10 protein-coding genes and 2 pseudogenes are annotated in these 13,581 nt (G+C 58.2%); 3 read left to right on the forward strand and 9 right to left on the reverse strand.

The features are described 5' to 3' along the window. Positions 1 to 420 precede the first annotated feature (420 nt). The 3 genes from AC2YI2_RS34465 to AC2YI2_RS34475 form a co-directional block, all read right to left on the reverse strand. Positions 421 to 1,641 carry an ATP-binding protein gene (locus tag AC2YI2_RS34465; RefSeq protein WP_487391034.1) on the reverse strand — a complete coding sequence of 407 codons (1,221 nt, stop codon included), beginning with the start codon at positions 1,639 to 1,641 and terminating at the stop codon, positions 421 to 423. 181 nt (positions 1,642 to 1,822) lie between these two features. Further along, on the reverse strand, positions 1,823 to 2,971 hold the full coding sequence (locus tag AC2YI2_RS34470; protein WP_487391035.1) for an RHE_PE00001 family protein: 1,149 nt from the start codon (positions 2,969 to 2,971) through the stop codon (positions 1,823 to 1,825). A gap of 829 nt (positions 2,972 to 3,800) precedes the next feature. Next, entirely contained in the window at positions 3,801 to 4,148 is a 348-nt protein-coding gene (locus AC2YI2_RS34475) for a response regulator (protein WP_487391036.1), read from the reverse strand. A 216-nt stretch (positions 4,149 to 4,364) separates the two neighbouring features. Here AC2YI2_RS34475 and AC2YI2_RS34480 point away from each other — a divergent pair, with 216 nt between their 5' ends. Both AC2YI2_RS34480 and AC2YI2_RS34485 read left to right on the forward strand, forming a co-directional pair. Beyond that, positions 4,365 to 5,159 carry an alpha/beta fold hydrolase gene (locus tag AC2YI2_RS34480; RefSeq protein ID WP_487391037.1) on the forward strand — a complete coding sequence of 265 codons (795 nt, stop codon included), beginning with the start codon at positions 4,365 to 4,367 and terminating at the stop codon, positions 5,157 to 5,159. Beyond that, the gene (locus tag AC2YI2_RS34485) at positions 5,131 to 6,363 is read left to right on the forward strand and encodes an ATP-binding protein (protein WP_487391043.1); all 1,233 of its coding nucleotides are present in this window, start codon (positions 5,131 to 5,133) and stop codon (positions 6,361 to 6,363) included. Before AC2YI2_RS34480 ends, AC2YI2_RS34485 begins: the two co-directional genes overlap by 29 nt. Before the next feature lie 108 nt (positions 6,364 to 6,471). Here the strand turns inward: AC2YI2_RS34485 and AC2YI2_RS34490 are convergent, their stop codons facing one another. From AC2YI2_RS34490 to AC2YI2_RS34510, 5 genes and pseudogenes are all read right to left on the reverse strand, one after another. Continuing rightward, a complete protein-coding gene (locus AC2YI2_RS34490; protein WP_487391038.1) occupies positions 6,472 to 8,307 on the reverse strand; it encodes a methyl-accepting chemotaxis protein in 1,836 nt (611 codons plus the stop codon). Between the two features lie 83 nt (positions 8,308 to 8,390). After that, positions 8,391 to 9,227: a GGDEF domain-containing protein gene (locus tag AC2YI2_RS34495; RefSeq protein WP_487391039.1), complete on the reverse strand. Its 837-nt coding sequence runs from the start codon at positions 9,225 to 9,227 to the stop codon at positions 8,391 to 8,393. A gap of 138 nt (positions 9,228 to 9,365) precedes the next feature. Beyond that, a pseudogene (locus AC2YI2_RS34500) lies at positions 9,366 to 9,542 on the reverse strand (SAM-dependent methyltransferase); the annotation flags it as partial. A gap of 26 nt (positions 9,543 to 9,568) precedes the next feature. Beyond that, entirely contained in the window at positions 9,569 to 11,926 is a 2,358-nt protein-coding gene (locus AC2YI2_RS34505; protein WP_487391040.1) for a putative bifunctional diguanylate cyclase/phosphodiesterase, read from the reverse strand. A gap of 66 nt (positions 11,927 to 11,992) precedes the next feature. Further along, the gene (locus tag AC2YI2_RS34510; RefSeq protein WP_487391041.1) at positions 11,993 to 12,250 is read right to left on the reverse strand and encodes a PepSY domain-containing protein; all 258 of its coding nucleotides are present in this window, start codon (positions 12,248 to 12,250) and stop codon (positions 11,993 to 11,995) included. Positions 12,251 to 12,566: 316 nt separating this feature from the next. Here AC2YI2_RS34510 and AC2YI2_RS34515 point away from each other — a divergent pair. Further along, positions 12,567 to 12,857: pseudogene (locus tag AC2YI2_RS34515) on the forward strand (winged helix-turn-helix transcriptional regulator). 447 nt (positions 12,858 to 13,304) lie between these two features. Here the strand turns inward: AC2YI2_RS34515 and AC2YI2_RS34520 are convergent. After that, positions 13,305 to 13,562, reverse strand: a complete 258-nt coding sequence (locus AC2YI2_RS34520; protein ID WP_487391042.1) for a hypothetical protein — start codon at positions 13,560 to 13,562, stop codon at positions 13,305 to 13,307. Between the last annotated feature and the right edge of the window lie 19 nt (positions 13,563 to 13,581).

The following is a 13,581-nucleotide window of genomic DNA, read 5'->3' on the forward strand; positions in this document are numbered from 1 at the left end:
CACTGCAAGCATTGCCGATCCGGGGCTTCCTCCAAAACGAAGTCTGGTGGGTGCAGCCTCGGGTTGGCCGATGCGAATTGAACTCAATGAGCCGCATTGCAGCACGCGTTTCGTCACGAGCTATGGCCGCTTTCCGGCAGCATCAACGACTGCTTCAATGACAGTAGTGTGCGCAAAGGCGACACGACTTCGGCCTTTGGCCCATCAGCGACGTTTGGTGCTGACTCAAACCTGTATCGGGGCTTCAAGGATTTGCCTTAATTATGTCTGCTTTTGGGACGGGTCCCCGGCGGGCTAAACGACTGACTTGAGGGCGCGAAGCGGACCTTGGCTGCTTCCCGCCCGCTGTGGACGGCCAAAGCAGGCTCGATGGGGGCTGCGCCTTGTCCGGGATGCGTTTTCCGATTGTCGCGTGGCCCATCAACCCCACAAGGCCGACAATGGCGCAGCGGCCAGCCTGTCTCCGAAGGGAACAAGATCGGTGCTGTCGTAGAGCACCACGCCGTAGGCGAAACGGTCCTTGCACGCCTCGGCCAAAGTCCGAAGCCCGGCGAAGTCGCTGGACTTCACCGTTGCTGACGCCTTGACTTCGATCCCCACGATCATGCCGTCGTCGCGTTCCAGGACTATATCCACCTCATGCATTTGCTGGTCGCGAAAGTGATATGGTGTCAGCCGCAAGTCGGAGGCACTCATGAGCTTCAGCACTTCGGCGAACACGAAGCTTTCCAGAAGCGCGCCAAATACGCCGCGGTCAGACTTCACCCGATCGAAGCTCAATCCGCGTGCGGTGGCGAGAAGGCCGGAGTCGAGGAAATGAAGCTTCGGCGTTTTGGCGATCCGTTTCAGCGCGTTCGTGTACCAGGGCTGCAAGGTCGAGACGAGGAAGACCTGCTCTAGCAGTGCCACATAGCGCTGTCCTGTCTTGTGGCTGACATTGACGATGGAGCCGAACTGCGAGTAGTTGACCAATTGCCCCGAATGCTCCGCCAGCAGCCTGACGAATTTCGGCAGTTCGGTCAGCTTCTCGATCTCGGCGATGTCTCTCAAGTCGCGGGTCAGAACGGACGTCAGATAGGACCTCGCCCAATCCTGCCGCCGCCGCTCGCTCTGACGACTGATCGCCTCTGGAAACCCCCCGAGCAGCGCGAGCCGGATGAGATCCTCGCCAACAATCGCCTCTTTGTCTTTCTGAAGTTTCCCCGCGAACAGGCGCTCGAGGAAAGTTGGCGACCGACCTCCTATTTCAGCTCGAGCCAGCGGCAGCATCCGAATGGTTTCCATACGGCCCGCTAGGCTATCGGCAACTCGCGGCAAGGTGAGCACATTGGCCGAGCCGGTTAGAAGGAAGCGTCCGGGACGATAGTCCTCGTCCACCGTCTTTTTGATCGCAAGCAGCAGATCGGGTGCGCGCTGGATCTCATCGATGATCGCGCGATCCAGGCTGCGAATGAAACCGGCCGGATCGGACTGCGCCGCGGCTAGCGCCGTCTGATCGTCGAGTGTGATATAGGTCCGACCCGCTTCCCCCATCTTGCGGACAAGCGTGGTCTTGCCCGCCCGGCGTGGTCCTACGATCAGGATCACCGGGGTATCCGAAAGGGCTTCCTCCACCCGATGCTCGACGAACCGCTTGTACATGCTTTTCCGGATCTCTGACGACTGGAACTATCAGGCATGACAATTGGAAGTCAATGGCCCGCAAATTGGAAAACGTAGTAGCCGTGATCCTGGAAAGACCGGAGATGGAGGTCCCTTCCTTCCTACAGAGCCATGTCCCTTCCGACCAATTTGGGAAACGCCGCAACGGCGATCGGACACCTCAAATTAGTCCCCCATGCCCGAAACCTCCCCTCCCCGTCATCTCGCGCAAACCCAGTTCCTCGACAATCCTGAGCGCCGCTCGCGGCGTGACATCGAGCGCCTCGGCAATCATCCCGGCCGACACCAGCGGCCGCGCCATCACCAGGTCGATCAGGTCCGGCAGCTTCGAAGAGGCGCGCCGGCCTACCAGCCTTCGCTGCAGCACCTGGCGGGCGACCGCCAGCCGATCGTGCTCCTTCAATCCGAGCGCTGCGGCCGCAGCGAGACCGTTGAGGAGTGCCAGCAGCCGCGTGTTGCGACCCGGGTGGTGGCGGCGATCGACCGGAATGGACTTCAGGCCCAGATTGATGGCCGTGAGATGGGCCGCCATCGTCAGGCCGGCCTGGCGCAAAAGACTGGCCGCCAGCAGCCGGCCGAGCCATGGTGCGTGCTGCAGGATCTGCAAGGTGTTCCAAGCGTCGAGGAGAAGAACCGCCCGCAGCACCGGCGGCAGGCCCTCGGTTTCCGTCAGCACGATGCGCCACTCATCGAGCCGGGCATCCTCGCCCCCGCCGAGATCGTAGACCAGCGGATCCCGATCCTCCACGACACGCCGGCCCGGCGCAGTGGCGCCCGCCAAGGCCGTCTCCGAGCGCGCCAGTGCCGCATCGATGGCGACGAACGCGGCGGCGAACGGATCGGCGTCGTCGAGCGCCCCCTCCCCTACTCCGGTCATCGCGACATTCGGTCCGGCGCTGCTGCTCATCACCGCCATATGGGCATCATCTGATGCCGCAGGCGCGCCGGCAACAAGGCCGTGTCCGCGGAGACTGCGCACGCCGTCTGGGCTGAGCGCCCAGCCGCGCGGCTGCGAAGCGATGCGGCGGCGGGCGCGCCGCACGTCGCGGGTGATGGTCAATTCGTGGGTCGGCGCACGAATGTCGGCGCCGGCGTCGTGAAGGACGAGGTCTTCGAGATGCACCAGTTCGCCGTCGACCCACAACGAGGCGCAGGCGTGGGCAAAATGGGATCGTTCGATCCAGCCGCTTCCGACCGCCAAGCGCGCGATCCGCTCATCGAGGCGTGCCAAAGCCGCACCCCCGTCAGAAATCGGCCGCAGGAGGGTATTGAGAGGCAATTTCGCAAGATCATATTGCATTGAATTCATGGTAGATGATCTCCTAAACAGAATCTATAGTGCATTTCGTGTCCGTCATAAGATCATCTTTCCAGAGAACCCATGCCTATCGATTGATTTCAATTATCTATACTAAAATATATTTATGTATCATATTTGATATACATTCATCCACCTGGCTCTTGCGTTCAACTCTCTCATTTTCGGTGTCATCGAATAATATATTCGTCATTTTCTCATGCTAGCAAGCCGACGCTGCATGTTGTTCATACTCTGTCGACCATCCGGCTCTGTGGGAGAGGTTCCTGTTCCTGCCCAATATGGATCCTCCCAGCAGGTAACCGGAATCCAACTTTTGACCCGCTGACTTTTTCGCGTCACTGCAGGGGGACCGTGGGCGTAATGGGGGCGGAGAAGTGCTGGGCCTCAAGCGGGACGCATACCCCTGTCATCGTCTCCAGGGACTTTGGTAGACAATCGGGTTGACGTTGTGAATCACAGTTCCGTCGATCGTCGTCATAGGTGTCCATATGCTTGAGAACCTGGGTCGTATTCGCGGCGTGCAGGTCGTAGCCTTCCCCCGTGGCGCTATCCCAGACATCGATCCCTTTGTGAACGCCGCGGTTGCTTGTAGGCGTTACCCGGAACGTGTCGGCAGCCGCTCATCCGCGATCGCGTCGAGTACGCGGATTTTGAATGCCTCGCTATGACGAGGCCCCACTACAATGTGCATCTAGTCGTCAAGCATCCACTTAAGAACAAAATTTCCGCATCAGGTCGGTTCGACAGTTTATGTGATGTATGCGCGTGTTTACACGCGTAGATTCATAGCACTCGCTCGCCATCGCGTGCGCGATTGTCAAGACATGAGCTTCTTAAAACGCGACGCTATCTCGAAGAAGGGCTTATTGAGGTAAAGATCGCACAGATCCAACGCGCCTTTGACGGGTCTTCCGGTCATAATTGCGATCTTAGACGCCGGGTTAAGTTCCCGAGCAGTCCTTGCGAGGTCGAGCCCCGTTGTCGTGCCTGGCATATTAATATCTGTAATTACGAGATCAAATCGCGCGCCTTGTCTGATCGCGCCAATTGCCTCGTCAGCTGTTCCAACTTCGGTTATTTCCCAACCGAACTGCTTGAGCTCTTCCACAATCAACATGCGGATCAAAGCTTCGTCTTCTGCAAGTAAAACATTGATGGCTGGCACGCGAATCTCTTTCTTTGGCTCGACACAAAATATACACTTCCGGCATAAATACAATCTATACGACCGGATAGGAGCGTGAAGTTGTCGCTGTGCCACGGGAACCCTATCAGACGGGTTTCGTTCCCTGTCAGTTGCACACCTGTACAAACGCGGCTTGCTGCATTAGATTGATAAATATCAACACCCAGGCCGATTTCTCCCCCACAAAGGCAAAATATGTCGGCTCTCCAACGCAATAACGTTGTCGTTTCAGGTTCAGGCCAGCGAACCATCGTGTTCGCTCACGGTTACGGTTGTGACCAAAACATGTGGCGCTTTGTGGCTCCCGCGTTCGAGGATCGGTTTCGGGTGGTCTTGTTTGATCATGTCGGGGCGGGCAGGTCAGACGTTTCGGCGTACGATGCGAACAAATATTCGACGCTTGACGGCTACGCGGATGACCTGGTCGAAATCGGACGGGAACTCAATCTGAAGGATGCGGTGTTTGTCGGCCATTCTGTCAGTGCCATGGTCGGTATGCTTGCATCATTAAACGAGCCGGAAATGTTTTCTCATTTGGTCATGGTGGGTCCATCGCCGCGTTATCTTGATGACGAGGGATATGTCGGCGGCTTCGCCGCAGACCAGATCGATGAAATGCTCGCATTTCTCGCTGATAACCATATGGGCTGGTCCATGGCGATGGCTCCAGCGATTATGGGAAATGCCGACCGACCGGAATTGGCAGACGAGCTCGCCAACAGTTTCTGCCAAATGAGCCCAGAGATCGCGAAGCAGTTTGCGCGAGTCACATTCCTGTCCGATAATCGAGCAGATTTGCCTAAAGTAACAGCTAAAACTCTTATTCTTCAGTGCAGTGATGATATCATAGCCTCAGACGCCGTCGGTGAATATGTTCATCGGGAAATTCCTGGTAGCCAATTCCTCAAACTACGCGCCGTCGGACATTGTCCAAATCTGAGCGCGCCGGAGGAACTCATTGCTGCGATTAGTCCGTTTGCCTCACATTGAGCCGGAAGTCCTTGGTACGGTACCGGACGAGGACCTAAACGACCTATATGACAACGCGCCCTGCGGCTATCTTTCGCTGCTGCCGGACGGCCGCATTTATATGGTCAACACGACTTTCCTCCGGTGGACCGGATACGAACGTGAAGCCATCATAGGGACCTATCTTCGGGACCTTCTTCATATCGGTGCGAGGATTTTCTACGAGACCCATTTTGCACCGCTGTTGCGTATGCAGGGTTTTTTCAACGAAGTCGCGCTCGATATCTCCAAAGCGGATGGCAGCCGTTTGCCCGTCCTTGCGAACGCTGTGGAGCGCAGGGATGACGACGACGATCTTTTATTTACCCGCATCAGTCTGTTTCAGGCGACCGATCGGCGTCGATACGAACGAGAGATCTTGGAGTTACAGGCGCAAACGGAGGCGGCTCGCAGAGAACTCGCAAAGGCAAATGCAGAACTTGAGGATCGGGTAAGAACATTGGTCGAGGAGCGGCTTGCTGCTCAAGAGTCGATGCTTGCACAGAAAGAAGCATCAGAGTTGCGAGAGCATTTCATCGCCGTCCTTGGGCATGACCTCCGAAACCCACTTGCCTCGATCAAGTCGGGGCTCAGGATGCTTGCTAAGGAGCCAATCAGCGAAAAGGCCCAACGAGTCCTCAAACTGATGGACGGCAGTGCCGACCGAATGGCTGGTCTGATCAGTGACGTCATGGATTTTGCGCGGGCGCGGCTGGGGAGCGGAATTGCAATTCATGCTACGGATGGATCGGGACTAGAGGCGGAACTCCGACAGGTTATCGACGAAGTAAGGACGGCGCATCCGGACCGAGAGATAATGGCGACCATTGGGCTTCAAACATCGGCGTCTTGCGATCCGGCCCGCATTGGACAAATGGTCTCCAATCTCTTGGGCAATGCTGTGACCCATGGCGATGAGGACCAACCAATCACCGTGAGAGCCATCAGCGATACAGCGACCTTAGAAATCGCCGTGAGCAATGGTGGCAAACCAATTCCGAAGAATATCCAGGATCGCTTGTTTCACCCGTTTTTCAGGGGAGAACCTGCTGATCGGAAGGAAGGTTTGGGGCTAGGCCTCTTTATTGCCTCCGAGATTGCGAAATCGCATAGTGGTAGCCTAGATGTAATTAGCAATGAAGATTGTACGACGTTCATTTTCCAGATGCCGTTGACTGTCGCATAGGCCGTACCTTCATGAGATCGCATCGCCTAGAGGTCAAGGGAAACGTTCGACGCGTTCGCTACCAGTTCGATACATTTCCCTGACCATTAACGAGCGTAAGTCGCTACATTAGAGCACCATGCGGGCAATGTGAGGTCGCGCCATCGCCTTAGGCGCAAGAGGAGCCCGCATTCTGAACCGCGAGACAATCTCCTCCAGCGCCTGAACCTGTTCGTTCAGACCCTTACAGGCCGAATTCGTTTCCGCTGCCATGGCGGAATCGCGCTGGATCACCTCGTCCATCGCATGGACCGAGGTGTTGATCTCACCGATCGCCGAAGACTGCTCGCTGGACGACGTGACGACTGCGTCGATCAGCTCGCCGACACGCTGGACTTTGGCCTCGATGTCGGTGAGCGCATCACCGGTGCGGTTGACGAGCGAGACGCCGGCGCCGACCTGTTCCGAGGACGCCGAAATCAGTGCCTTGATCTCCTTGGCGGCTTTGGCCGAGCGGGAGGCGAGTTCGCGCACTTCCTGGGCGACGACGGCAAAGCCCTTGCCGGCCTCGCCGGCGCGTGCCGCCTCGACGCCGGCGTTGAGCGCGAGCAGGTTGGTCTGGAAGGCGATCTCGTCGATCACATTGATGATCGAGCCGATCTGTCCGGACGAGCCCTCGATCCGCTGCATGGCACCGATCGCATCGCGCATCAGGCCGGCGCATTGCGCGGCGGCGCGGCTGGTCTCGGACATCATCCGGCTTGCTTCGGCCGACTGGGATGAGGAGTTGCCGACGGCGGCGGTGATCTCGGTCAGTGCGGCCGAGGTTTCCTCGATCGTCGCAGCCTGCTGTTCGGTGCGCTGGGAAAGCGCGTCCATTGCCTCGGAAATGTCGGAGGACGAGTGGCGGAGCGTGCCGGTCGCGTCCGATACCGCGTCGATCGAGCGGGCGAGGGTATCGACGCTGGAGTTGAAGGTCGTGCGCAGCTGTTCGTAGGCTGAGGAAAAGTGGCTGTCGATCCGGAAGCCGAGATTGCCGCGCGAGAGCTCGTCCAGTGCCCGCGTGAGGGAGCCAATGACATCGCCGCGCTCGGCTTCCTCGGCGGCACGCTCGGAGGCCAGCCGGCGCTCTCTGATGACCTCGGCCTCCTTGGCTTCGACTTCGCGGCGTTGGCCTTCGCGGCGTTCAAGCGAATTGGTGCGGAAGACGACGACGGCCCGTGCCATCTGGCCGATCTCGTCGCTGCGCTCGGCATAGGGCACATCTTGCGAGAAATCGCCGTTGGCGAGGCCGCTCATATAGCGCTTCATGCCGTCGATCGGCAGCACGGCGCGGCGGCGGAAGAAATAAAGGCCCGCCAGCAGCAGCAGGAAGGATGCGAGCGCCGCGGCGGCGGCCGCTGTCGTCCAGGTGCCAATTTCCGAGGCGGCGTTGCGTTCCTCGCCCTTGAGGAAGGCGTCTGAGTTCGCGACCAGCTTTTCGACCGCATCCTGGTGCTCGTGGAAAGCTGTTTTGAGCTTTACGATCGACTCAGTCGCAGCACCCGCCTTCTTGGTGTTGAGCGTCGGGATGACGTCATTTTCCATGACGCTCCAGAACACGTCGCCCTTGGCGAGCACCGCGTTGTTGAGTTCGTCCTTGAGCGGTTGCGGCAGGCGGGTGGTCAGCCAGTAGGCGCGACGATCCTCGTAGGCTGCCTTCAGTGTCGCTATCTTTGCGAGATTGGCGTCGATCAGGTCTGGGAAGTCGTTGGCCTCATGCGACAGCATGTAGGATTCGACCACAAAGAGCGGCGGCGGCAGGATATCGGCGATCAGGTCCTTGCCGTAGACGATCTGCTCGTAGATCGGGCCCTTGACCTTGAGCCGCTCCAGCGCCGCATGCTGGAGTCCGAACGACGCGAACATGCCCACGGACACGGCAATGCCGACCGCGGCGAGACTTCTTGCGATAGTAAATGCCACTTTGCTTACTCCGGCGGTTGAAGCATGCACTGCGGTTTGAATGATAGGTCTCGTGAAGATAGAGCGTCATAGTTAACACTCCATTACGTCGGCGATAAGCCTGCCAATTGCTGGTGAATGCGCTCGACGACCGGGCTGATCGCTGCGAGGTCGTCGACATGGACGACACGATTGCGACCGGCAGCCTTGGCGAGATAAAGCGCCCTGTCTGCATCGTTGAGCAGCATCGAGAAATCCTCTCCTCTCCCCGGTCGCGATAGCCCGGCTGAGAAGGTGACCGATATCTGCCCGCCCGCCACCTGGAAGACGCGATTTTCCACGGCGATCCGCGCATGATCGAGAACGGAAAGCGCTTCGTCTCTGCCCCGGTCGCGCATCACCACGCCGAATTCTTCGCCGCCGAGGCGGGCAAACACGACGTCGTTGCAAAAGACACGACGAAGCTCTTCTGCCACCCCGATCAGCACCTCGTCGCCCGCGCTGTGGCCATAGGTATCGTTGATCAACTTGAAACGGTCGATGTCGATCACAGCGATGACATAAGGGGCTTGCAGCGCCGCAACGACATCCGTGAAGGCACGCCGGTTGAGCAGTCCGGTCAGCGGATCGGTGCGCGACATGCGCTCGAACGCGTCGCGGGAAATCGCGAGTGCCAGAATTGCGCGACCAACAAGATAGTAGGCGAGGAAGGAAATTGGCCCAGCGACAAAGGCCGTGACCACGGCGTCGCCCAGGGGATCGGCTGGAATGGTGGCGAGACCAATGCGGCCGAACACTTCATACACGAAGTAATTTAGTCCGATCGCCGCACCGGTCGTCACCAGAGAGCGCGTCAAGGCAAAGCGCAACACATCGGCGCACTTCGAGAAAGCACCGGCAGCGATGCTCTTGACGATCCACTCCTGGAGTCGGGAAACCATATCTATCGCTTTCGTAGCAGCGAATATGATGACCCACTAATTCTTAAATTCGCGTTTCAAATTATTCTACTTCTTCGGCCATGCTCACGGTGACCATCCGGATTTTGGTCGAAGTCGCGACATCGGTGTCGGTTTGAAAGACGGCACGCAGGTATTGGTCGAGACGGCGTAGAAAATCCGGCCGACGGGGTTGAGGTTCTCGGAGAGGCTATCGCCGGCCATCGGCTCAACCAGCATCAGCGTGCCGTCCGGCTTGATCCGTTCGCGAATGTGGCGCACCGCCCCGACCGGGTCGCCCATGTCGTGCAGTGCATCGCAGCAAAGGGTGCTCTGCTCGAAACCTAGCTCACAGCCCGTGCTCGCTCATTGCCCAATAGAGATGAGATCAGTTCAGGGATTTTGCCTGCAGGAAGCGGCTTGGAATAGAAATACCCCTGAACTTCGGTGCATCCTTCGAACCGAACCCGTTGGAGCTGTTCGAGAGTTTCGACGCCTTCTGCCGTGGTGTCCATGCCCAAACTCGCACTCATAGTTGCCACTGCCTTGACGATCGCGGCAGAGTCACCGCTTTCGCACACGTCGCGGACGAAAGATTGGTCAATCTTGATCTTGTCGAAGGGGAATTTGCGCAAGTAGCTAAGCGATGAATAGCCGGTGCCGAAATCGTCCATTGATATACGGACGCCGAGGTCGTGGATCTGGTGCAACGTAGTCAGGACCGAGTCGGTATCCTGCAGCATCACGGATTCCGTTATCTCGAGCTCGAGGCGGCTAGCTCGTAAGCCCGATACTGCGAGTGCTGAAGTCACGTCGAGAATAAGTGAGCGATTCTTGAATTGGGCTGGCGAGAGATTGACGGCTACCTTGATATCGTGCGGCCACTTGATCGCCTCGCAGCAGGCCGCTTTTAGCACCCAGGCGCCGATGCGACCGATCAGACCGATCTCCTCGGCAACCGGGATGAAGATGGCGGGCGACACGGTCCCGCGCTCTGGGTGATTCCAACGGAGCAGTGCCTCAAAACCACTAATGTTATTGCGGTCAAGATTGATCTGAGGCTGGTAGAAAACCTCGAGCTCATCATTTGCCAAGGCATTACGCAGGTCGAGTTCAAGCACACGCCGTGCCTGGAGCCGGGCGTCCATCTCGGCTTCATAGAACTGGAAGGCGCCACGCCCGTTGGTCTTGGCCCGGTAGAGCGCAAGGTCGGCAGCCTTCAACAATGCGACCGGATCGGTCCCATCCTGCGGTGCAAGGGCAATGCCGACGCTGCAGCCGATGATGACCTGATGGTCATCGATTTCGTAAGGCATGCTGAGCGTCTCAATCAGACGGTGTGCCAAATCGCTGGATTCGCGCAGTTCGGCGCCGAGCTGGATGATCGCGAATTCGTCGCCACCGAGGCGGGCCACGGTATCGTGCGGGCCGATCTCCTGTCGCAAGCGTGCTGAGACCTGCTGTAGCAACTTGTCACCAACGGGATGGCCGAGTGCGTCATTGACATCCTTGAAATGGTCAAGGTCGATACAGAGCACTTGGAAATGATCGCCCTGGGCGGTGCACGCTAGCGCATCCTCGAGCTTCTCGCGGTAGAGCAGACGATTCGGAAGACCGGTTAGCGCATCGTGATGCGCCATGTGTGCAATGCGCGCCTCTGCAAGCTTGCGTTCGGTGACGTCTTCATGCGTGGCAACGAATCCGCCATCTGCCATCGGCTGACCGACAATCTGGACAACACGGTCGTCGGCCGCGCGCACATTTGCGGCGAAGGCTTCCTTCGAAGTCAGGCCGCGTTGTAAGAGGTCGGCAAAGCCGACGCCTTCAGCGACATGAAAGCCGTTATCTGCCATCCGGGCAAGAATCGCGGAGAGAGTGGCGCCGCGCTGCATAAGATGGTCGTGCAGACCATAAATCTCTCCGAAGCGGCGGTTGCAGACGATTAGCTGGGCCGCGCCATCGAACATCGACAGGCCCTGCGACATGTTCTCTATCGCCGCATTGAAGCGGCTATTTTGATCCTGCAGTTCGCGATCACGGATGTTGAGTTCTGAAACTGCGCCCTCAAGCTCATCATTGGTGCGACGGAGCGAGCCTGCGATGCGATGATTGGCGATCAGGGAGGCGGTGCTAACCACGCTCGCGAGCGCAAAGACCAGCGCCAGCATCAGTCCGACTTCGCTGATGCCGGCAATCGACGCGGCACTGGACTGGTCAACCTTCGTCGTCGCCGAGGTCTGCAGCGCCATCAAGAGGTCGCGCGCTTTGGCGGCCTCGTTGAAGATGTTGAGGAAGTGATAGGCCTTTTCGCCTTCTTCCATGCCCTCACCGAGACCCTCCTTGATCTCCTCCCAAGAGTGAGCGAATTCCTCAATCGCCGTCGAGAGATCCGCCTCCTGCGTGGCGCTTAGGAGTGAGCCGGTCAGACCCTTGGCGGAACTAACGGCGGCCGTGAGCGCCTTGAGGTTGGCATCAGTCTGGGTCGTTAGGGCCGCACGCTCGTCGGTTGAAAGGTTGAGCGGCGCCGCGGCGAGATTGAAAAGGCTCTGGCTTACCCGATCGACGAGATCGCGGGCATGCGAGGCCTCGCGCGTCGCGTTCTGGACTGCTACGACATCCTCGCGGATGCGGTAGAGTTCGAAGCCTGAAAGGGCAGCAGGAAAGATGGATGCAGCGAGGCTGACGCCGAGAATGAGGCGCAAGCTTTTTCTGCCGTCAATAATCCGTCCGATCATGCCGCTCGCTGGCCCCAAGACGATCGGTGCCAATCAGGAATGTTCGACGACGTCACCGCTCAGCGGATTGAAGTAGATCTCGATGCGCTTGCCGGCAGCATCACGGCCGTAGATTTCGTAGCAGCCGCCCTTGGTGACCTTTAGGACCTCGATTCTATGTCCGGCGGCCGCCGCTTTTGCACGCATGGCGGCTTCGGAGATCCACTTGTCTTTAGGTTCGGTGGTGCACTTTGGCGACGCGATGGCAGAGGATGCGAATGCGGCGATAACGACAGACATAACTATGCGCATATTCGGTTCTCCTTATTTTAGAAAACTATGCCTGCTAGGAATGAATCGCAAGTTAAGCTGCGTTTAAGCAGTCGAGGGCAAATCACGTTTGCAGGCACATCTTCGACTCAACCGCACCTGTAACGCGGAGCAGGCGGGCTGAGATCTTGGCCTTGACGCGGATCCCAAACGTTGGCGTTCCAGTGATTTCCGGAGCCCCGACGCGCGCGATCGCGGTCGCATTGGGCAGCTGAAACCAGTACTATGGATTTTCATACTGTGGAGGATCGATGCCGCCGCTCCTGGTCGCTCTTGTGAACCTGCCGTCGACTGTCCCGTGACCAGGGCGGTCTACGCCCTCGGCGGGAAATGGAAGCTGCACATCATTTTCCAGCTGACGCAGGGAATGCGGAGGTTCGGCGAGCCGCAACGCAGTATCCCCGCCGTGACTCAACAAATGCTGACATCACAACTGCGCGAACTCGAATGCGACGGGATCGTCTCTCGCAAGGTCTAACCCGAAGTTCCGCCCAAGGTGGAATATTCCTTGACGTCACTCGGCACGAGGTTGAAGTCGGTGACCGATGCATTGGGGGAATGGGGTCAGACGCTAGCAGTTCGCCACTGACGTCGCAGTCGGGCGCAAGGATGATTAGGTCCGGCCTATCGGGTAGCAGGACATCAATTTCAGCCTGTTCTAATCGCCGTAGCAATTCCAGTCTCAAGAATGGCGAGTTCCTCCATGTCTCCTTCTGGCGGATACCGTTGAAAAAGTCGCGGCGAGATCGTGTGGCAGCATCTAGGTTTCGGTGGACGCGCCGAGGCGCAATGCCCCTCACGCCGGTTTCGGCATCGGCGTGGGGTCAGCTTTGCGAGTTTCCGGAGGTTTTGGGCTGCGGCTGCGAGGGGGAACTCATCACGTGCTCCGTCGATGTCACCCAGCTTTCCGGACCGTCGATTAGGTTGAAAGGCCGCTGGTGCGTTGAAAAAGCGGCCGGTGACATGGGTAAGCGCGACGCCCAAAACTCAATCCTTCTCCCAGGTCACTTTGCCACGCTGGCGCCACCCGGAGAGGTCATCGCCCCCGTGCTCTCAAATCAAGGAGAAACTTGAACCCAGTCTCAAGCAGCGTGATTGAATGAAAGGAATGAACTTTGATCCAACCCTTCTCTCGGGCATAACGCAGCCCTGCAGTCGTGTTCTTCAACGAATAATTATGGTCTACGAAATAAGCCTCGAAGAGAAAATAAGACACTTCTTTTCCGGCCGATGCGTCTGTGGCGAACGCAAGTAGGATGCGCTCTGCTTCGATTGCCCCGTCCGTTTTTGCCATACGTATGCTCCCCATTCAC

The organism is Rhizobium sp. SRI_017, assembly GCF_057586295.1.